Below are 21,779 nucleotides of genomic sequence, written 5' to 3' on the forward strand. Positions count from 1 at the left end.
GGTATTGTTTTTGATATTGGTTATTAAAAAAACTACACAGACAGGATTAGCTATAAATGGGTAACTAGAATGGTTAATGATTCAGTAGGTAAAATACTATTGTGTAGCGAGAAAAATTAAGCAGGCCGAAAAATAGCAGCCTGCAGTATTTATCTGAGTATTGCTCCTGCCTATAAAGATCGTCTAGGCGGCACTATCACGTTAGCAAAAATAAGCCCTGCGATAAGCGACATAAAGATTAAAAATATTTGCGAACCCAGGTGTGCCTGATTCAACATAGTTTCACCAGAAATCAACGCATTAAGGCCGATATAAGTTTTACTGCCGGGCACCAAAATAACGATGCCTTGCAACAGCGCGATAGAGGCAGGCGCTTTCATCCAACGTGCATACAAATTGGAGTAAATACCTACCGCCAGAGCGCCTACAAAAATACCGATGGATTCGCCTAAATAAAGGCCGCCTAACATGGCTGAGAAAAATGCCACTATGCCGGCAAAAACACCCCATGGCGAATCTTTAAGGCGAGCTTTAAATATAATCACCAGTGACATAGAGAGCATGGGTACCGCGGACCAAATGGCCCAACGAGGCAGTGGTTCAGGATCAATGTAAATCGCTTCGCCAAAAATGGCTTTACCTATGGTCATCCCAAGTACGGCGCCAAAATACAGTTTAAACAACTGCATAACGGCATCCATGATGCGTGCCGTGCCTGATATTAAATCGCGTGCGGCTAACTCAGCTAACCCTAAAGTCAGTGCTAAACCAGGGACAAAGATGATGATCCCAGATAAAATAGTCACAGGTAAATTAATGCTGGCATCAAATTGCGCAATACCACAGGCCAGGATAGCCACAACAACGGCAGCCAAAGGCTCTAGCATTTCGGCAACACGTTTAGAGCGCTCAGCCCAAAACACTAAACTGTATACAATTAGCCCCAGCATGGCAGACCAGAACACATCATGCCAACCCGTACCCATTAACATAGCAAAGGCACCGGCACTTGAGCCAAAGGCTAATAAAGTAAGCTTGTGGCCGTAAGGGTTGGGTTTGTTAGCAATTTCTTCTAAACGGTCAAGCGCCTCTTGCAATGTGCGTTGGCCAGAACTTAATTCTTCAACTAATTCAAAGGTACGCGCCAGTGAGCCTAAATCTAAATCACCGGGTTTTACGCGGGCAACATGGTTGTATTCTTGTTCAGTATCATGTTGTAAAACAAACGTCATAGACGTGGGAGATATAAGAAAATAACCTTCAATACCAAGGGTGTGGGATACCGTCTGCAAATGGGATTCAAGGCGATAAGCTGGCGTACCAAACTTGTGTAATGCTTTACCTAATTTAATGATAAATCTACGTTTTTCGATAAAGTCTTGATTATCCACTGGCCGTCAGTCACTCTTAATTAATCTTGGGTTAATAATGCAGCGAATAGTAACCGATCCGTTGTTATTAATCGATAAACTATTTGCCTTCAATACCAGCCGTTAAAATTTTAGCTGGTTTTTATCAAGGTGATAGTTTACTCATTTATGGTTATGATAGTGTTACAAAAATTGACTGGAGCAAAAAATGGCTTTATTGGTAACAGGTTTGTATGCGAGTTTGACCGGATTACTGGTGATCGCGCTTGCTTATCGCATTGTTAAATTACGACGTTTACATTCTATTGGCATTGGTGATGGTGGTAATAAAGACTTATCGTTAGCAATGCGAGTGCATGGAAACTTATTAGAAAACGCGCCACTGGTATTAATTTTACTTGGGGTGGCAGAAGCAAATGGCATGCCTGTTTATTTACTTCACTGTTTTGGTACCGCTTGGATTGTGGCGCGTTTACTACACGCCATAGGATTAACTCAAGGAAAAGGCGGTTATCATTTTGGCCGTTTCTGGGGAGTATTAACCACCTGGATCGTCACCTTAGGTTTAGTGATAGCTAATATTGGTTTCTTTATCGGTTTTTAATAAACCAGCCACTTTTCAAGTTATCAGTAATAACATACAGAAATAAGTGGAAATTTTTCTATTTCCACTTATTTTATAGGGTTTTAAGCTCTGGTGAAAACATAAAATTATTTCACCTTTGCTGTTTTTTTAGTCACACTTACCCCTTGCCAACTGCTATACTCCGCGTCCGCTTCTTTGGCGTATTTTTCCAATTTTAGGTCATACACATGCAAGTTGAGTCTACATTATTTAGTTATCCCAAATTTTGGGCCGAAAGCTTTGGTGCGGCGCCATTTTTACCTATGTCCCGCAAAGAAATGAATAAGTTGGGTTGGGATAGCTGTGACATTATCATTGTGACTGGTGACGCCTACGTCGACCATCCTAGCTTCGGCATGGCCGTTATTGGCCGCATGTTAGAGGCTCAAGGTTATCGGGTGGGGATCATTTCTCAACCCGACTGGTCAAGCAAAGAAGACTTTATGCAGCTGGGTCGACCAAACTTATTTTTTGGTGTCACCGCTGGCAACATGGATTCGATGATCAACCGGTATACCGCTGACCGTAAATTACGCCATGACGATGCTTACACCGCCGGAGATATTGGTGGTAAACGCCCTGATCGCGCCGTGACGGTTTATGCCCAGCGTTGTAAAGAAGCATTTAAAGAAATACCTGTAGTAATAGGCGGTATAGAAGCGAGTTTACGCCGTATTGCTCATTATGATTATTGGTCAGACAAAGTCCGTCGCAGCGTGATTTTTGATGCAAAAGCCGACATTTTGATTTACGGCAATGCCGAGCGTCCTTTGATGGAAGTTGCTCGCCGTATCGCCAGTGGTGAAGCTATTGGCGATATTGATGATGTGCGTGGCACAGCTGTCATGCGCAAAGAAGCTATGCCTGGCTGGCGCGGCATGGATTCACGCAAAATTGATCAACTGCATAAAATTGAACCTATACCCAATCCTTATGGAGCTGATGACGTTGGCTGTGCCAAACTATCTGGGCCAACGGATAACAAAATTTTTGACAACGATGCGCCTAAAGCGATCAGCGTACAACCGCCTAAACCAAAACCTTGGGATAAAACCTACGTACTGCTGCCAGCCTATGACAAAGTAGCAAGTGATAAGTATTTATACGCCCACGCATCACGTATTTTACACCAGGAGCAAAATCCAGGTTGTGCCCGTGCGTTATTCCAGCCACACGATGCCAATCGTGGTGTGTGGGTTAACCCACCAGCTTGGCCGTTAAATACCGATGAAATGGATGCGGTATTTGATTTACCATACCAGCGCATTCCGCACCCTGTGTACGGCAAGGAAAAAATTCCTGCTTACGACATGATTAAAACCTCAATCAATATCATGCGTGGTTGTTTTGGTGGTTGTTCATTCTGTTCGATTACCGAGCATGAAGGGCGAATTATTCAAAGTCGCTCGCAAGAGTCGATCATTAAAGAAATTAAAGATATTCAACAAAAAGTGCCGGGCTTTACCGGGGTTATTTCTGACTTAGGCGGCCCAACAGCTAACATGTATCGCTTAGGTTGTACTAGCGAGAAAGCCGAAAAAACCTGTCGCCGTTTATCCTGTGTTTACCCATCAATATGTGGCCATTTAGGCACAGATCATAAACACACCATCGACTTGTATAAAGCGGCGCGTGAAGTGCCGGGTATTAAAAAGGTATTGATTGCATCTGGGGTTCGTTACGATTTAGCTATCGAAAACCCAGAGTATATTAGAGAGTTAGCTAAGCACCATGTGGGCGGCTATTTAAAAATAGCCCCTGAACATACCGAAGATGGCCCATTAAGCAAGATGATGAAGCCGGGTATGGGCACCTATGATAAGTTTAAAGAATTGTTCGACAAGTTCTCTAAAGAGGCAGGTAAAGAACAGTTTTTAATCCCTTACTTTATTTCTGCGCATCCAGGCACTACCGATGAAGACATGGTCAACCTGGCGTTATGGCTTAAAGGTCAAAAATTTAAGTTAGATCAGGTGCAAAATTTTTATCCTTCACCTATGGCCAATGCGACCACGATTTATCACACTGAGTTAAACTCACTTAAAAATGTGAAGCACACCAGTGAGATAGTGACAGTACCTAAAAAAGGTCGTCAGCGTAAATTACATAAATTCTTATTACGTTATCATGACCCAGCAGGCTGGCCGATGATCCGTGAAGCCTTGATAGCCATGGGTAAAGAATCGCTTATTGGTAATAGCCCAAGCTGTTTAGTGCCACCCGAAACCCGCAATGAGCAAACAAAACTTAAGTGGGGCCAAAAGCCTGCTAAGTCGTCTGCCAAAGCCGATGGTAAGCAAGATGGCCAAAAAGCCATGACCCGTTTTTCATCAAATCAATTTGATGATCGCAAGGGCGAAGCCAAAGCAGATAAAAAGCCCAAAGCGGCGAATGGACCCGCTAAAGCTGGCACAAGCAAAGCTGGTTCAGGCAAAGCTAATGCTAGTAAATCTAATGCCAGTAAAGCGGGTGGCAAAAGCAATGGCTGGGCAACACCGTCAAAGCATACACGCTAAGATGCACTAGTTAGGTTTATTTGATTCATCAAAGCCGTACAGTTTAACTGTACGGCTTTTTTATTAGCTAAATTTGGGGCTAGGCTCAATTATTTAAACGACTTCCTTTCGGTGCATTTATTCAGGTTCAATTCAAAAAAAACTGCTATGGTTGCCAATCTTACCCATACCAATAGGCATAATAATGACAACAACTCCTATCAAATCAGCCCTATCTTTATCATTACTTACGACAGCACTTTTTTCCGTTGCAAGCCTTGCGGCGGATGACATTCAAAATCAATATTTTGATGCCTTATCCGCCCACTGTGGTAAAGCATTTGAAGGCGTGGTTACCGCAGGTAGCAGTGCTGATGATGGTTTTAGCGGCAAAAAATTGGTGATGCATGTACGTGAATGTAGCGACACCGAATTAAAAGTGCCATTTCATGTTGGCGATGACCATTCTCGTACTTGGGTGATCACTAAAACTGAAACCGGTTTACGCTTAAAGCATGATCACCGTCATAAGGATGGCACAGAAGATAAAGTGACCATGTACGGTGGCGATACCGCAGATTCGGGCACGGTTACCCAACAATCTTTTCCGGTTGATGCTGAGTCCATTGCCAACTTTAAGCAAAACGGTCTAGATCAGTCAGTGACCAATGTATGGCACATGTATATTGAGCCAAACACCTTTACTTACCGCCTAACTCGCGAAGAGCGTAACTTTAGAGTCGACTTTGACTTGACCAAACCCGTCGCATTACCGCCAACGCCTTGGGGGCATAAGTAAGTTTTTGCTGAAAGCATGCAGGTTCTAGAAATACTTAACGTGTAAACTTTCTGCGGTGCGTCACAGATTGCTTAAAAGATAACAGCAAAATCGCAGGATTCCATCCTGCACCGGCCAAAAGGGTATCTACAGCAATACCCTCTTGGAACACCCTGCCGCCCCAGACGAAAAATGCTGAAAAGCGCATCTTTTCGATGGGTATCGATCCAGCTTTTACCCACGTCGGCCATTGTCGACAATCCCTAACGCTTCCGACGGGCCGTCCCTGGCCCAACGTAAGCTAGCGTGGCATCCATGCCAAGCTCACGGAATTGTCTCGATGACCTCAATTCAAATGAAGTCTGATAGTGATATACTGATACAAGTAGTTATTTTTAATGGAAAATTTAGTTTCAAGTGTGACAAAAACCTTGAATTAAACCCACAAATCAGATTAAAGTATAGCCACTTAAGGGTAGGCTTAGCTCGAAACAATCATCGAGCACGCCATTTAGGGAAGAAGAAGCCATTCAGCGGTGATGTGTCAATCGACTGATTTATAGAGATCACTCTGACCCAGTTATTGCAGTAGGTATTTTCGCACTAGCGCTTCCTATCAGTTTTTTGTTGATTGTATTATTTAGATTTATTCAAAAATGGGGTACTCATTTCAGAGCACCCCAAAGGTAGCGGCTAGTTATTATTTATGTTTAGGTCTTGAGGCGTACCCCTAAAACACCCTACGTTATAAGGGAAATCATATGTCCAGTGGTAGTGGAACATATTACGAGTTTCACCATCCCATTCTATTTCATGGGTATGACCATGGCATTCATCCAGATCTGCTGATGTTAACACCTTTCCATCTTCTCCTCTTGGACCAAAAATACCAAAGCCATCTTGGATATATCCCATCAGTTTAGAGTGTCCGCCATTATCTGGATCTAGCTTTGCTGATACATTTTCAGCAAGATAGTGGTAGTGGTATGTTTCAGTGCCGTCAGTATGCCCACCACTGCTGTCTAGCATTTCATAGGCAGAGGCATCGGTGCCAACAGTTGAAGCGCCTTGATAAATAGCAGAGCCAGTAAGTGAAATGCCATTGGCCCCAAACCCAACACAGTTAGGCTGGGCATTGACGCTTGGAATAGCATCAAAGCTTATTTGGATATTGTGTGATCGAATCAAATTTGGGTTTTTATCATATCCATAGGCGACAGTGCCACGCTCAATGGGGAAGGTGCCGGTCGCTGTTGTTGGCAGGTTGTTTCCGGTGATGAGGCGCTTTCCTTGGCCATCAAGCGTCACGCTGAACTCACTGGCAAAATAACTTTCACCCTCAACTTGGGGTTTAAGAATATAGTTCCAGGTACCATCTGCATTGGTCCAGTCGTCGGAAGGCGCTGCTCCAGCACCATCTGCAGGAAGCCGACAAAGCCAGAGTTTACCGACTTCAGGCGTATCATCGCCATTTATCCGCTGCAGAATAAGCGGGTCACCAATGGGAAGGTGGGTTAAGTCGGCATTCACCTTGCTGTCGTTACAAGTGACGCTAACATCGGCGATATTGGAGCTCATGGTGCCGGACCCATTATTAATGTTACAGGTGTGATTATCGGGTAGGGTAATTAACTGGATATTATACGCAGCGCTTTCGCTCACGGTTTCTGTGAATGTAAATCTTGTTGCACCAGCAGAAATTGCTAAGGTTTCATTACCATTAAAAAGACTCAAGCCATCGGCGTGAAGCCCTGAAATTTCGCCCGCTAATATCAATTCACTGGCCGAATCCTTGTTTAAAGATAACAACTCTTCCCAGCCAACGCGTTCAGCGCGGTAGATCTTGTTATTGTTAACATGTAATTCCCAAACAACTTGCGATGGATTAGCGGCGGTCACTTCAACCAAATAAGCATTGTCATTACTGCCTGGTCCTCCAGCCGTGATCAGAATATTACCATTGGGCAGTTCATCAACATCCCCTAAAGATTGAGTATACTTATCAACAATATGCTCCCAAACTTGGGTTGCTGTCTTGGTATCAGCATTAACTCGATACTTAACGGCACGGCTGTTATTCTGCGAACCCGCTAACTCAGCTTCGTTACGATTATCAAACATCAGATAGTCTCCGTTGGCGGTTTGCATCGGCGCGTGTTGCGCTGACATCCAACTGCCTTGTTCTAGACTGATAAATTTGTCCTGTAACGACTGTTTTTGGGTACCTTCAGCGCTGCCAAGGATCCAGTTAATATCGCCACTCTGGTGATTAATATTGACGACCCAGCTTTGAGATCGAACGGAGAGTAACAGCGAACCATCGTCTTGCTGCTGTATTGCATTGGCATGTGTCCACTCCATTGCACCATCAACGACACGTGTCGATAATGCTCCGGGGAAACGTTCGGTATCGAGATGGTCGAAGCTCGACCATTGCCATACTAAGGTTCCTGAAGGGTTATATTCCTCGATACGATCACCTTTTAGTGAGTTGCCATTAACATCTTCAAATTCGTTAACCAACACCACAATATTGCCATTATCTAAAATGCTTGCTTCGTGATGGTAGGTAGGGAGTGGGTAAGAGGATAAAATATTACCTTCTATGTCTATTACCCACACTTCGCGCCTCAGCATTAACATTATTTTGCCATCGCCAAGGTATTTGATGGCAGGAGAACTCGCTAACATAGGAACATCAGTGTTGTGTAAATACCAAACAACTTGACCTGCTTCATCTACGCCAATAAAACGGGCATCTGTATCAGCCACCGAAAAAAAGGTAACGCCTGGATAGCTATTATCACTGCTAGTTTTTAATTGAATATCAGGCAAGCTAAAGGGGAGGCTGGGCGTGGTGTAAGCTTTTGGTTCGCTGCTTGTTACTTCGCCGGATTGACTGGTGATCACGGCGGTGAATTGGTAGTTGGTTTCTGGCCTTAACCCAACCACGGTTAAATCATGGGTTAGTGCAGCTGCAGACTTTGAGGTTGCTCGGCTTGGTGTATCTACCGACTCAAATTGAATGGACACCTCAGTGACTTCACTTGTAGTCACATTTGCATTAACCATTAGCACATTGCTGTCGTGAGCACTGAGACTAAAGTCAAAATCAACAGTAGTTCCATCACTATTAGCCTTCGTAGCAGTGATTGTCACCACATCGGCAGGGCTATTAACCTTGCCATCATTCACAACCAGTGAAATATTATAGCTACCATCAAGATCGCTAGTGAAACTTGGACTCACGCTACTGGGACTACTCAATGTTGCGCCGCTACCGCTTGGTATACCCGTTAGCATCCATTGGTAAGTCAGTGAGTCGTTATCAGGATCTGAACTACGGTTTCCATTGAGGGAGACAAGGCTACCCGTAGTGATATTTAGGTTGTCGCCAGCGTCTGCGATAGGCGCACTATTTGTGATCCCCGTATCAGTGCCAGGATCATTAGCAGTTTCAGCGCCTCCTCCGCAACCAGATAGTAAACTCAAACTAGTAACTAAAATGGGTACTAATATTCGATGATTAACTTTCATTTGACACTCCTTTTTTATCATTAGTACATAGTTCACCTCGTTCTGCATTTACCTTTACTCAGCTTTATTTATCTTTACTCACCTTTACTCCTTTAAGATGCCTAAATAATGATGAACTCAGCGATTGCGATAATGACCCGAGTGATGTCTGAATTTAGTGGGGTCAGTGTAAAAGATAAGTTAACCCATTATCTTTTATCTTGTTTGGTATAGCTTTTTCCTGCAGCTATCAATGAAGCTAAATCGTGTATTAGTCTTAGGGTCAGTATTAGTCGGGTCAGGGTAAACATTTATCGCAGATGATTGTAGTGCCATTCTGCTTCTGGTTATTTCCGCAGGTTGCGGTGTTATCTTTAACTCATTCATTGAATTATAGCTGTACATAAAATTGGTAAAGAAACAAACAAAAATGGCTACCTCAGGTAGCCATTTTTATTGGATAAAACTCACTGGATGAAACTAAATCATCGCAGTTTAACTTGTGTTACTTAGCATCAAAAGTAAACGACTGCCCCGCTAATGCGGCTTCGTACATTAAGCCACCTTTTGCTGCGGTGAAGATAGCCATATTATTGATGTAAACAGCGTTTGCCGCATGATTACTGCCAGCTTGTCCCGCGCCTGCTGAGTTACCTGTCGTACCGACTTGAGCACTGGCACCGACGTTAATTGCTACCGCAGAGGCCTGGGCGCTAAACTCAAAACTACCGCTGGTAAAGTCATTATAGGCTTGAGCATTTTTGAAGAAGATGATTTCGCTATAAGCTTGGCCACCTAGCTGAAAACCAATCGATATTTGCGTTAAGCTTGAGTCACCAGTGTGCACACCACTTTTATACACACGACCTTTACCATAGGCTGCGCCAATGCCAATGCCACCTTTTCCTACCGTGGGGAAAAGCGCGTAACCATATGCGGTATTAAAAAATGCTTGGGTTTCAGTCGCTTTTTTGAAATTAGTAATCGCATCGGGATAACTTGATTCATCAGCATAACTTACAGGGCTTAATAACAAAGATAAGCTAACCATAGTTGTACTAAGCAGGGTGAGTAAACGTGTCATAAATACCTCAATAGGGTGTATTTGTGTCGTAATAATATGAGTAAGCTAACATACTGAGCATACTCAATACCGTGAAAAATGAATATTAATTAAGCCAAGCTACTCTTATTTTAACTATTTACCCGCTTTATCGACTTATTATTTATCCAGCACATAATATTCAAACCACTTTTTGTCCCACTCCATTTTGGCTTTGCGGTGCTGATAAAGGTTAAGTCCGTGCCCCTCGCCAGGATAAACAATCATCTCTACCGGGACATTTAAGTAGTGTTTTAAACTGCGATAAAGCCCTTGGGCATGGCCGACCGGAACACGTTGGTCATGTTCGCCAATATGAATAAGTGTAGGGGTGTTAATGTTATTGGCATAGGTTAAAGATGAGGCTTTATCATAAGCGTCTGGCTGCGCCCAAGGCAGTCCTTGCATAAAGTTAATCACATGACCTGGAGTGTCTTCTTGCATCCACTGTAAACGCTGGTCGAACACACCTGCACCTGAACTAGCTGCTTTAAAGCGATTAGTGGTACTGATTAACGCATTAGTCAGGTAGCCGCCATTACTCCAGCCCATTACCGCCATTTTCTCGCCATCAACAATGCCATCAATAATTAACTTATCGACACCGGCCATAATATCAGCCACCTCGATTTGATGCTCTTTACCGACAAGATCGGTTAAAAACTTATCGCCATAGCCTGTAGAGCCGCGATAGTTAGGCGATAGCAGTGCCCAACCGCTAGCTGGAAATGTTGCACGCCCATATGAGCGATGCTGCAATGAATAAGGTGTGGCAGCGGTAGGGCCGCCATGAATTTGCACCACTAAAGGTAATTTACCCTGGGATTTTTTATAACCGTAGGGCAGTTCTAAAATACCTTCAACAGTTGCCCCATCGGGGGCTTTCCAGGTGACTACTGATATTTGCGGTAACTGCCAGCTATCGACTTGCGGATTGATATTAGTTAAGCGTTTAAATTGGCTGCGTTTATAGTCGGCGTCGGCGATAAATAAGTCATGAAAATGGGTCAAGCTATTATGGCTAAATACCACTTGTTTACCTGATGCGCCAAAACTGTAGCTACCTACTACAGTATCACCGGCTAACACGCTACGTGTATCGCCTACTTTACCTTTATTTATTTGGCTGCAGAATAATTGCGTGCGGGCCGATTGTGCGCCGAGATAACATAACTCATTACTTTTGGGGCGCCATTGAATATCGCCACCTTGAAAGGTAGTTTTGCCTATTGGCTTAAGTTCTATTGTTGGCGTATTTGCTTGGGTATTGACCACAAATAATTTGCCAGGATAACCATCAAAATCGATTCTAAAAGCCAGTTGCTGGTTATCTTGATGCCAATCTAAACCCAATAACCAACCATAAGGCGAAGGTGCTTGTTGGCGCCATTGTTTATCATCTATGACTTTATTACTGGCGGTTTTAACATCAAAAATTTCAATGTTAGACCAACCTTCATAATAAACCAGTTCATTGTCGCTGGTGGTAATACGGGCGATTTTACTGCCGCTGTCATTAACATTGAATTGCCAAACCACTTTGTCATCATCTAGCACTGTTTTCTGTTTGAAGTTAGTGAGATCAAGCACCTTCAATGGATTAGTGTCGCGTTTACCATGGGCATACTTAGGCGCAGAATAATTGGCGCGCATCTCTGCCCATTGATCAGTATCTGTGGATTCTTTATTGGCTAAAAAATAAAGAGATTTACTGTCAGCACTTAATTGGAATGCGTTGACCCCCAATTCTTCTTTGGTCATAGGCTGAATAGCTAGGTTAGCTAATGTGATGCGAAAAACTTGGTTTTTGCCGTTAAACGGGGCTTTAGCATTGTCTTTTTTATCGGCAGAGATAAAGTAAATAAACTCGCCATCATGGCTCCATACTGGGCTTGATTCATTGTCATGGGTAAAGGTTAGGCGTTGGCTTTTTTTATCTTGGGTGTTAATCAGCCATAGATCAGATTGGGCTTTATCTAACGCTTCGTCCCAACGGCTTTCCAACCAAACGGCTTGTTTGGCATTAGGGCTAATCGCCACATCTTGCATTTGACCTATGTCGAAAAAATCATCAATGGTAATCGCGTGAGTACGAGGAGTAGTTGCGGGTGCAGCCTGTGCATCAATAGCCAAAGGGCTTGAAAGCAGTATTGCCATCATGCTGATGTAAGAATAAATACGCATGGTATTCCTTTAAGTTGTCGAGTCTTTGTGTTTATCGGCACCATCGTCAGCGATGACATCTTGCAGATAACTGAGTTCATCAGCATCTAAAATTTGTTGGTTATTCATTGTATTGTTTGAATCTGATTGTATCGCGCGGCGGCTGAAGTAGGCGGTGCGAGTGACTTGATGCAAGCCATAAAAGGCCAGAATATACATAGTTACTAATAAACTTAAGCGGGTTATGGCTTGGGGTAAAATAGAAACCATACTGCCTGAGTAAAAAGGTAAATAGACAATAGTTAACCGCACTAACCAATTTATTAGCATGCCAAGAGCCAAAATAGTAATCCAACGAAGGCGTATTTCACTGAGTAATGGGTCGCCGATGTTGTTGTTTTGTTGGTTTGTTTGCCGCAAAAGGCGATAAATCATTGTAAAATAAAAACCAGTTTGAATTATCATCAAACCCGGCAGAATAAGCACAAAAGCATTGATATGGCTTAACTCTGCTAGCGAATGTATTGCCGTATTACTGGCTTGTAGATTAATGCCTAAGCCAAAAAATATCGCCGAGCAGGTTAGTATCGTCGCTAACATTGCAGCCATAAAATGTTTGAAAAAATTAGCCTGGTAATTATCGCCATGTAAACTTTGTTTACTGTAAATATACAGCAAAGGCATCAATAAAAAATAAATGGGGTAACACAGGGTAAGCAATAGGTGGATGGGTATTGTACTGGACTCTTGAGTGAATAATCCGGTAAGAAAATAGAACCCAATTAACCCTAAGATACCCGCAAGTGATTGGTTATCCGTTGTTTGACCTTGATAACTATAACGAATAAACAACGCTACCCCTAAGCAATGAACACCGCCTAGTAAAGATAGCCACCAATAGGCCTGGATAAAAAAAGTTTGATAGTCTGTCATTATCACTCTCAGTGTTGAAAGTGAATGTTACCCCAAAATATCCTATAGGGGGTAATAAACCTCGTTGGTTAGCCCAATTTTCGTTGGTGGCGATTACTAACACCTTCAGGTGGTTTACCTGGTCCAGGCTTACGTTCAGCCAGTAAATGTTTTATTGCCATTATTGGATGTGGGATTAGCATTCTAGGGCCGGCAAATATCATTATTTCACGTGCTTTTTGTTTCATTTGAGGTTTGTAACAATGCACCGGACATTTATTGCAGGTGGGTTTAGCTTGACCATATGGGCAGCGGTCAAGGCGGGTGTCGGCATACGCTAAAAAGTCGCTACAAGAATGACAAGCTCCGTGGTCTGGTTTCATCGGATGATGTGCTTTACAGTATATCTCGACCATCGCGGTCATGGTGCGAAATTCATACAGTAACTTGCCTGACAGTAACTCAGAAACGGCCATCGCTATACCTTAGTGTTTTGCTCAACTATTGACAGTGTAGGGTGCTCAATAAGGTGACACAAGTCTACAAGTGCAAGCCGTGACATGTGGCAAATAAATGGCAAAATTGCCTGGCTAATCACAAAAAGTGCGTTGTTCAGCACAAACTCAATGCTTTGTTACAGTTAAATCGCTTAAATACTTGATTTGTTGGTAGTGATTAGATTATTAATAACACTGTGTGCTCAAAAAAACAGCGTTGTTTTTCGGTAGGCATCAGCCATATTGTAGCGAGCACAACAACTACACGCGGTTAAGCGCGTTTAAACAGGGTGATATTGAATGAAAGTGATCATAGTCATTATTCTTGTTGCGATTGGGGTGTATCTATTTAATCGTGCCAAGGCGACAGCGCAGCAAGAAACATCTGAGAATGAATCATCAAAGCCGTTAAACCGTACTGAAGCTGAAATTAGTGCGCTTGATGAGACCGACATAGTCGAATCGAAAGCAGTTGACCTTACAGTTGTGGAGGTGGTTGATTCGCTGCCAGAGCCAGAGCCAGAGCCAGAGCCAGAGCCAGAGCCAGAGCCAGAGCCAGAGCCAGAGCCAGAGCCAGAGCCAGAGCCAGAGCCAGAGCCAGAGCCAGAGCCAGAGCCAGAGCCAGAGCCAGAGCCAGAGCCAGAGCCAGTTAAAGTGCTTTTGTTGCCTAAAACCGGAGCCTGGGCAAGTGATACATTTAAACAGTTAGTTGATCTGGCTAATAATGCCGAGGGTAAACAGGGGCAATTTGAAGCAATAACCAATGTCATAGGGCATAGTTATAAAATGCGTAAACAAGCCGATTACTGTCAGTATGGCGCTAAGTTGCAACAGGACTATTTGGGGTTATTTGATAAATTATATCAGCAGGATAAGTCGCTGTTTGCTGATGGAAAAGCTGCAGGTCATTTGCATCTAGCAACATTGCTTAATGACGTCGGTCAGTTTGACCAAGCCATATTAACTTGCCAGCATGCACTTACGCATCAATTATCTGATGGCACCATAACGGGTTTTGAAGGGCGACTAGTGCGCATTGAAAAAGCCAAATTAAAAACTTAACCGCAATAAAACGGTTGCGGTTACAGCGGTGCACTAAGTTGGCTTGAGCTTTGCGGCCAGCTCGCAAAAGGCAAACAGACTCTGGTAATTTCGAGTATCATGTTGCTCACTGAAGTAAAAAGCGGACATCAGTCCGCTTTTTTTATGCATTCTCATTACCATGATGGATTCGACTTTTTATTGCTGAATCGCTTCTATAAAGTGACCCTAGGGATTTATATGACCGCCAATCTACTGAATAAACTTATCGCGTTAACGCTCATGCTTAGCCTGTTTTTACTGGGTGGTTGTATTCGAACCCCTGAGTGGACCTTGTTTTATTTTGCTGATGCCACCGATAAAACCGATCTTACCTTAAAGCATGATGTTATTAATGGTTATTACGACACACTTGAACAGTGCCAGGCGAAAGGTTCAGGTCTGCTGCGTATTCAAGGCATGTCGATGACAGAAAATGTTGATTTTATTTGTGGCCAACAATGCCAAACGTTAGATGATAATCCAGTAGATTGTCAGCAATCTATTAGTGACAAAGACTTTTTGAAGCAGTTGTAGTTAGGCACAATTGTCATGTGCAGCAATTGTTGTGAACAGAGATTGTAATAAGGATTTCATCATGCGCTTTAAGCAGGATTTTTTTGAGCAATTAGAAGGTTTTTATAGTCAGGTATATCCGCAAGCCATTTCTAACCCGCATTGGTTAGGGTGGAGCGATGACGCCGCCGCATTAATTGGTTTAGATAAACCCAATGATGAATTATTGATGCAGCTTTCGGCTAATCATGCCGCAGAAGGCGCCAGTTATTATGCCCAAGTGTATAGCGGTCATCAATTTGGTGGTTACACGTCGCAACTAGGTGATGGGCGTTCGATTATTTTAGGTGAGGCTATTGGCCCTGATCACGCCTGGGACGTGGCATTAAAAGGCGGTGGGCCAACACCTTATTCACGCATGGGTGATGGCCGTGCGGTAATGCGATCAGCGGTGCGAGAGTTTCTTGTGTCTGAATCTTTAGCGGCATTGAATGTGCCGACATCTCGTGCTTTAGCTGTTATTGGCTCTGATTTACCAGTATGGCGCGAAGGTCAAGAAACCGCTGCAATTACAGTTAGGCTGGCTAAAACTCATATTCGCTTTGGTCATTTTGAGTATTTCAGTTATACCGGTAAAGGCGATAACACCAAGCTAACACAGCTGGTGGACTTTACTATTAAGCAGCATTTCCCGCATTTATCGACAGACAACGCAGGCTATGTGCAGTGGTTTAGTGAGGTGGTTGCCGCGACCGCTAAAATGGTTGCCCATTGGCAAAGTGTTGGTTTTGCCCATGGTGTTCTCAACACCGACAATATGTCGATTTTAGGCGACAGTTTCGATTTTGGCCCCTTTTCATTTTTAGATACTTTCAAAGAAGATTTTGTCTGTAATCATTCGGATCATGAAGGTCGTTATGCATTTGGTCAACAACCAGGTGTGTGTTTCTGGAATTTACAACGACTCGCCCAGGCACTGACACCGCTGATAGCGTCTGATGATTTAGTCCAGGCATTGAATCAATACCAGCGCCATTTAATCGATCATTATTTATTACTGATGGGTAATAAATTAGGCTTACCTATATTTGAGTTCACTCAGGAGCAGTCAAGTAATGCCGCTAAAACTGAGCAGCAACAACAAGACTTGCAGTTAGTGGATAAGTTCACCTCTTTACTTGAAGCAAATCAATTAGATTACACTAACAGCTTACGTCGCTTTGGTGAGTTAGACTTAAACAGTCAACATGCCAGTTTACGTGATGATATGGTTGATTTAGCTAAGTTTGATCAATGGTTTGCAGCTTACCAGCAACGTGTTGGTAAAGTGGATGATGTCTTCAATTGGCAGCAGGCGAGAAACGCCGCTAATCCAAAGTATATTTTGCGTAACTACCTAGCCCAAGAAGCCATTATTGCCATTGAAGAAAATGGTGATAACACTAAGCTAGCGCAATTACATCAGTTATTACGTCAGCCCTTTGCCGAGCAACCAGAAATGGAAGACTTTGCTAAACGTCCACCCGACTGGGGACAGGGCTTAATTATGTCGTGCAGTAGTTAATTGAGAAGTGAAATGAACATAGAGTCAGCCACGTTAGACCGCGAAAATTTAAGTTTATTAATTAGTGCTAACATTAATTTTGAGCAATTTGCCGATTTTGCCGAACCATTAGCAGCGGCATTAGATTGCCAGATCCGTGAGCGTCAGTGGGGCGCTGATCGTCATCAATGGCTATTGGATTTTGAAGGCAGTCAGTTATGGCTGCATTATGAGTTTTATGGTGACATTTGCTGGCTAAGCACCGAACGCCAAGATGAGTTCGACGTGCTAGTGTATTTACATAGCTTACTACAGCCCTATATTCAGTCTAAATGACTAACCTAATGCGATCAGAAAACAACAATAAGCGAATAATATGAGTGAACAAGCTACAGAATTTCATTACCAAGCGTTAACACCTGATTTAATTCTTGATGCTATTGAAAGTATCGGCATTTATCCTGAAACAGGCTTATTAGCATTAAACAGTTATGAAAATCGGGTATATCAGTTCCGTTGCGATGACGCCAAACGTTATGTGGTGAAGTTTTATCGCCCTAATCGTTGGACCGATGAACAAATTCAAGAAGAGCATGACTACTCGCTCGAACTGGCTGAAAACGAAGTGCCTGTTGCTGCGCCGCTGATCATAAATGGCCAGTCGCTACACCATTATAAAGGCTTTCGCATGGCGTTATTTGACTCCATTGGTGGGCGTGCATTTGAGGTTGATAATCTTGATCAGCTAGAGGCTGTAGGGCGCTTTATTGGCCGCATTCATCAATATGCAACTAGGCAGCCATTTGTGCACCGTGAAGTACTAAATCCGCAAATTTTAGGGGTTGAGCCGTTAAATTATTTACGTGAAAGTGGTATGGTTGCCCCTTCGATGGCCAACGCATTTTTTACCGTGGTAGAGCAAGTGCTGGACAAGACGATGACCATTTGGCAACGTCAGTCGTTTAGTCATATGCGTTTACACGGCGATTTACACCCAAGTAATATTCTATGGACACCCAATGGCCCAGGATTTGTTGATTTAGATGATGCAAAACAAGGCCCAGCGGTGCAAGATATTTGGATGATGTTAACCGGTGATCGCCAACAACAAACATTGCAGCTGGATATTTTACTTGAGGGATACCAAGAGTTTGCTGATTTTGATACACGCCAGTTAAGTTTAATTGAGCCTTTACGGGCACTGAGAATGATCAATTACAACGCTTGGCTGGCTAAACGTTGGAAAGATCCGGCATTTCCAATGAACTTTCCATGGTTTGGGGATCTCAAATACTGGGAGCAACAAACACTGGCATTTAAAGAGCAATTGGCCGCATTAGATGAAGCGCCATTGAGCTTATTTTAAACACCCTACAGTGGTGAAGGTTAAATAAACTTCATTTTTACTGGTTGGTGTAAATTGTTACAAATACAATCGAGCTATGATTATGAATTTAATCAATACTGAAGGTAAGATGTCAGCATTGATTTATGGTTAACCCAATACATTACCAATATATGCGCTACGCAAAAGGAACTAAAATGAAAAAAGCATTATTAATGGCTGCAGCATTACTGTTTACACCATTGGCTGCAACAGCAGCAGATTACCAAGAAGGTGTGCATTACACTGTGATTAATGAAGGTCCTGGTTCTGCTAAGCCAGAAATTACCGAGTTTTTCTCATTTTTCTGTGGTCATTGTTATAACTTCTCTAAAACCGTTATTCCAAACATTAAAAAGACGTTACCTGAAGGGGTTGCGTTTAATCAGTCCCATGTCGAATTTATTGGCAGTGAAATGGGCGTAGAAATGTCGCGTGCTTTTGCTGTAGCTCACCAATTAAAAGTAGAAGACAAAGTTGAGCCTGCTTTGTTTGCAGCTATCCATGATAAGAAGCAAAGCTTCGCCAGCTTAAATGATATTCGTTTATTGTTTATTGCCAATGGTGTTGAAGGTAAAGATTTTGATGCAGCAGCCAATTCATTTATGGTTAATGCGCAAATGTCTAAAATGAAACGTGATGCGACAAATGCCAAAATCTCTGGTGTACCGTCATTAGTGGTTAACGGTAAATACCGCGTTGAGACTGGTTCAATCAAATCTTATGATGAGCTGTTAGATATCGCTTATTACTTAGCGCAAATGAATAAAAAATAGTTATTCATTATCCTAAAATAAAAAAGGGAGCTTAGGCTCCTTTTTTTATTGGGTCACGTAAAACATAAATAACAGGCAAAAAAAAACCGTACGCTTTAAAAGCTGTACGGTGCAGAGCTAAATAGCTCTGTATACCCTGAGTAACGGGAAAGATAATACCAGTACGTCAAAATATTGGCAAGTGACATTTTTTTGTCACTTTGTGTTTTTCTGTTATGTGAATAAAGTTTCATCAAAAAAGTGTGTTCGGATGCAACTTTGCAGATGCATCGCGGTCAAATAACATGCTTATAGGATTTATAAGCATGTTAAGTCATCTCTAGGCTTGTTTAAGATGTTTAGTGAGTCAAGCATCAGAGAATTAAAACATCTTTAATGAAAGTATCTGGTTTGACAGTTATTGATGGTGTTAAGTGGCTTTAACCTAATTTAAGCATCAATTAAGGGTGCATTATTTATACTGGTTATGGTTTGGAGTGTATCTAGATAAGGCGTTAATCTTTATAAACGATAGGCTTCGATAAGCGGTTAACTTCAATAAAGAGTAATCCAGAGTAACTAGCTGATAACCAATTGCTATATAACTATTGGTTAGCTATAGAGTTACTCGTTAATAGTACCGACAAGGAGGCGATATGAGAATGTTCCCAGTTTATGCTCCTAAACTTATTGTTAAACACGCAAGAATTTTTTTCAGTGGCGTGATTTGGGTGAAGGATCTAGGTCGTTTAGAATTTAGCTACGGAAGGTTTTTATTGCCGAAAAAAAGCCTACCACAGGTTAGGCAGGCTATTTTAGAATTAAATGCACTAATTGAGTCACAACATGATCAACCAGCGTAAAATTTAATATTTGACTAGATTTCGCTATTCAATAAACCAACAAGACCGTTGACCTTATCGCTCCATGAGTTTAGGTCTTGTTCTAGTTGTTGGTTTTTTTCTGTTAGCGTGACATTCTTTTGCTTCTCTTCTTCAAGCTCCATTTTTAGTAGCTCAATGTTTTCAAGAGTGGCCTGGATTTTGGTTTCCAGTTGGGACAATAATTCAAGGCTCATGGGGAGTCCTAATGGTTTCTGGATGTAAACCTCATTCTAGCAGTGACAGCCCCCTGTGGAATAGTCTTAATCGCTAAGTGGGCAAAAAATAAACTAAATTTAATACTATTTTTACGTTTAAGCCTATCTTAGGTCAAACCTATTCATATCACTCGATAAATTCAACTTAGATAGACCCATTGTTGCTAGCAAAAAAGCCAATGTTCATGATACTTTTTATGTTCAATTAAATCATGATGGCGACAACAGCACGATGATCAACCGAATCGATGTCAATCAACGTATGAGCAGTATTGTTATACACAATAAAACCGTTTATTTATGTGGCCAAGTTGCAACCGATAAATTTGCTGATATCACCACTCAAACTCAAACTATGTTAGCTGAGGTTGATGCCTTGCTTATTCAAGCCGGCAGTCAACGTGATCATATTCTGTCAGCCACAATCTACCTTAAAGATATGCAAGATTATGACGCCATGAATCATGTTTGGGACAATTGGCTACCCGAGGGGCATGCACCGGCAAGAGCCTGCGTTCAAGCGGCAATAGCTGAGCCCGAATACTTAGTGGAAGTGTCTATTATTGCCGCTGTGATGGTATAAAAACACTTATGTAAGTGAATGGTAAGTGGTTGGTTTTGTCTATGTTGGTTTTAAAGGTTCAATGTGTGACTTCAAAACCTCATTCTGTTTTAGCTGTAAAAAAGCGAGTTTGAAAAAAAATACTGATGCTTGTTACGTTGAATTGACGTAATCTGCGCAACAAAAGAGACGGTAAACTTGACTTTATTTACCGCTCTCAATAGTCTTCAAGCTCAGTTTTTAAGGTGGTATGCAATGGATATAAAATATAATTTAAAACCCGCGTCAGAGCGCCGCACTGAGCAGTTTACTCCCGAAGGTAATGTTGGCTTTGGTAAGCTACGTACCGACCATATGTTTTTGATGGATTATCGTGACGGCCAATGGTGTGATCCTCGCATTGTACCTTACGGTCCTTTTGAAATGGCGCCAGGTGCCATGACCTTACATTACGGTCAGTCTATTTTTGAGGGCGCTAAAGCCTTTATGCATCAAGATGGTGAAATTTACACTTTCCGTCTGAATAAAAATGCCGAGCGAATGAATCGTTCAGCGGACATAGTGTGTATTCCTAATATTGATGAGCAAACTCAGTTAAATGCCATTAATAGCTTAATTGATGTCGATAGAAAGTGGTTTCCGATGCAAGACGGCGCATGTTTATACATCCGTCCATTTATTTTTGCTACAGAGGACCGTTTATCAGTTAGTCCGAGTCAGCAATACACCTTCTGCGTTATTTTAAGTCCATCTGGTGCTTATTACGCCTCAGGTGTAAATGAAGGTATTCGCTTACTTATTACCACTAAGTTCCACCGTGCGGTATCAGGTGGTACTGGGGCGTCAAAAGCTTCTGGTAACTATGCTGCATCATTACGTGCAGGTAAAGCCGCCGCAGAATATGGTGCTGCACAGGTGTTATATCTGGATGCGAGTAACAAGCAAATTGAAGAAGTGGGTGCAATGAACCACTTCCATATTTTAAAAGATGGTACCGTGATTATTCCTCATTTCACTGACACCATTTTAAAATCGATTACCTCGCAATCTATTTTAGAGCTTGGTGAATTACTGGGTTGTGAAGTACGTCAGGAAACCGTGATGTTAGACAAATTCATAGCCGATATTGAGTCGGGTGAAATTGTTGAAGCCGGTGGTTTTGGCACGGCTGCTGTCGTGTCGCCTGTAACCTCATACATCTTTGAAGATCACCGAATTGTGACGGTTGGTGATGGCAAAGTTGGCCCAAATATTAAAAAGATTTATCAAGTCTTTACCGATATTCAAAAAGGTAACATACAAGGCCCTCAAGGCTGGGTGAAGCGTGTTGAACAGGTTGCACCATAGGGCTTGATGCCCTCGTAAAACCAACGTTAGCAACT

Annotated in this window: 19 protein-coding genes; 12 read left to right on the top strand and 7 right to left on the bottom strand. The window is 42.4% G+C overall.

The features are described 5' to 3' along the window. Nucleotides 1-170: 170 nt before the first annotated feature. Entirely contained in the window at nt 171-1,391 is a 1,221-nt protein-coding gene (locus tag FJ709_RS01730) for a threonine/serine exporter family protein (RefSeq protein ID WP_226412861.1), read from the bottom strand. Between the two features lie 187 nt (nt 1,392-1,578). Between FJ709_RS01730 and FJ709_RS01735 the strand changes: the two genes are divergently transcribed. The 3 genes from FJ709_RS01735 to FJ709_RS01745 all read left to right on the top strand — a co-directional run bounded on the left by FJ709_RS01735 (nt 1,579) and on the right by FJ709_RS01745 (nt 5,289). Further along, on the top strand, nt 1,579-1,974 hold the full coding sequence (locus FJ709_RS01735) for an MAPEG family protein (protein WP_226412863.1): 396 nt from the start codon (nt 1,579-1,581) through the stop codon (nt 1,972-1,974). 209 nt (nt 1,975-2,183) lie between these two features. Continuing rightward, entirely contained in the window at nt 2,184-4,511 is a 2,328-nt protein-coding gene (locus FJ709_RS01740) for a YgiQ family radical SAM protein (RefSeq protein ID WP_226412865.1), read from the top strand. A 184-nt stretch (nt 4,512-4,695) separates the two neighbouring features. Then, nucleotides 4,696-5,289 carry a hypothetical protein gene (locus tag FJ709_RS01745; RefSeq protein WP_226412867.1) on the top strand — a complete coding sequence of 198 codons (594 nt, stop codon included), beginning with the start codon at nt 4,696-4,698 and terminating at the stop codon, nt 5,287-5,289. A gap of 672 nt (nt 5,290-5,961) precedes the next feature. On the opposite strand, the gene FJ709_RS01750 is transcribed toward FJ709_RS01745, so the two are convergent. From FJ709_RS01750 to FJ709_RS01770, 5 genes are all read right to left on the bottom strand, one after another. Further along, nucleotides 5,962-8,805, bottom strand: a complete 2,844-nt coding sequence (locus FJ709_RS01750; protein WP_226412869.1) for an aryl-sulfate sulfotransferase — start codon at nt 8,803-8,805, stop codon at nt 5,962-5,964. A gap of 484 nt (nt 8,806-9,289) precedes the next feature. After that, nucleotides 9,290-9,868, bottom strand: coding sequence for a YSC84-related protein (locus FJ709_RS01755; RefSeq protein WP_226412871.1), 579 nt, complete (start codon nt 9,866-9,868; stop codon nt 9,290-9,292). Nucleotides 9,869-10,006: 138 nt separating this feature from the next. After that, on the bottom strand, nt 10,007-12,070 hold the full coding sequence (locus FJ709_RS01760) for a S9 family peptidase (protein WP_226412873.1): 2,064 nt from the start codon (nt 12,068-12,070) through the stop codon (nt 10,007-10,009). Nucleotides 12,071-12,079: 9 nt separating this feature from the next. Then, entirely contained in the window at nt 12,080-12,982 is a 903-nt protein-coding gene (locus FJ709_RS01765; protein WP_226412875.1) for a hypothetical protein, read from the bottom strand. A 68-nt stretch (nt 12,983-13,050) separates the two neighbouring features. After that, nucleotides 13,051-13,437 (bottom strand): nitrous oxide-stimulated promoter family protein, encoded by a 387-nt coding sequence (locus FJ709_RS01770; RefSeq protein WP_226412877.1) that lies wholly within the window; start codon nt 13,435-13,437, stop codon nt 13,051-13,053. 321 nt (nt 13,438-13,758) lie between these two features. On the opposite strand from FJ709_RS01770, the gene FJ709_RS01775 reads away from it, so the two are divergent. From FJ709_RS01775 to FJ709_RS01805, 7 genes are all read left to right on the top strand, one after another. After that, nucleotides 13,759-14,520, top strand: coding sequence for a hypothetical protein (locus tag FJ709_RS01775; protein ID WP_226412879.1), 762 nt, complete (start codon nt 13,759-13,761; stop codon nt 14,518-14,520). Between the two features lie 99 nt (nt 14,521-14,619). Continuing rightward, the gene (locus FJ709_RS01780) at nt 14,620-15,075 is read left to right on the top strand and encodes a hypothetical protein (protein ID WP_226412881.1); all 456 of its coding nucleotides are present in this window, start codon (nt 14,620-14,622) and stop codon (nt 15,073-15,075) included. A gap of 61 nt (nt 15,076-15,136) precedes the next feature. Further along, a complete protein-coding gene (locus FJ709_RS01785) occupies nt 15,137-16,618 on the top strand; it encodes a protein adenylyltransferase SelO (protein WP_226412883.1) in 1,482 nt (493 codons plus the stop codon). 12 nt (nt 16,619-16,630) lie between these two features. Further along, nucleotides 16,631-16,933 carry a DUF3630 family protein gene (locus FJ709_RS01790; protein ID WP_226412885.1) on the top strand — a complete coding sequence of 101 codons (303 nt, stop codon included), beginning with the start codon at nt 16,631-16,633 and terminating at the stop codon, nt 16,931-16,933. 40 nt (nt 16,934-16,973) lie between these two features. Continuing rightward, a complete protein-coding gene (locus FJ709_RS01795) occupies nt 16,974-17,963 on the top strand; it encodes a serine/threonine protein kinase (RefSeq protein ID WP_226412887.1) in 990 nt (329 codons plus the stop codon). Between the two features lie 176 nt (nt 17,964-18,139). After that, the gene (locus FJ709_RS01800) at nt 18,140-18,757 is read left to right on the top strand and encodes a thiol:disulfide interchange protein DsbA/DsbL (protein ID WP_226412889.1); all 618 of its coding nucleotides are present in this window, start codon (nt 18,140-18,142) and stop codon (nt 18,755-18,757) included. A 635-nt stretch (nt 18,758-19,392) separates the two neighbouring features. Beyond that, nucleotides 19,393-19,599 carry a DUF1107 domain-containing protein gene (locus tag FJ709_RS01805; protein ID WP_226412891.1) on the top strand — a complete coding sequence of 69 codons (207 nt, stop codon included), beginning with the start codon at nt 19,393-19,395 and terminating at the stop codon, nt 19,597-19,599. 14 nt (nt 19,600-19,613) lie between these two features. On the opposite strand, the gene FJ709_RS01810 is transcribed toward FJ709_RS01805, so the two are convergent. Next, nucleotides 19,614-19,814, bottom strand: coding sequence for a cell division protein ZapB (locus FJ709_RS01810; protein ID WP_226412893.1), 201 nt, complete (start codon nt 19,812-19,814; stop codon nt 19,614-19,616). 253 nt (nt 19,815-20,067) lie between these two features. Here FJ709_RS01810 and FJ709_RS01815 point away from each other — a divergent pair, with 253 nt between their 5' ends. Further along, on the top strand, nt 20,068-20,418 hold the full coding sequence (locus FJ709_RS01815) for a RidA family protein (protein ID WP_226412895.1): 351 nt from the start codon (nt 20,068-20,070) through the stop codon (nt 20,416-20,418). Nucleotides 20,419-20,652: 234 nt separating this feature from the next. Next, nucleotides 20,653-21,744, top strand: coding sequence for a branched-chain amino acid aminotransferase (locus FJ709_RS01820; protein ID WP_226412897.1), 1,092 nt, complete (start codon nt 20,653-20,655; stop codon nt 21,742-21,744). Nucleotides 21,745-21,779 lie beyond the last annotated feature (35 nt).

Source organism: Shewanella glacialimarina, from assembly GCF_020511155.1.
Taxonomy (GTDB): Bacteria; Pseudomonadota; Gammaproteobacteria; order Enterobacterales; family Shewanellaceae; genus Shewanella; species Shewanella glacialimarina.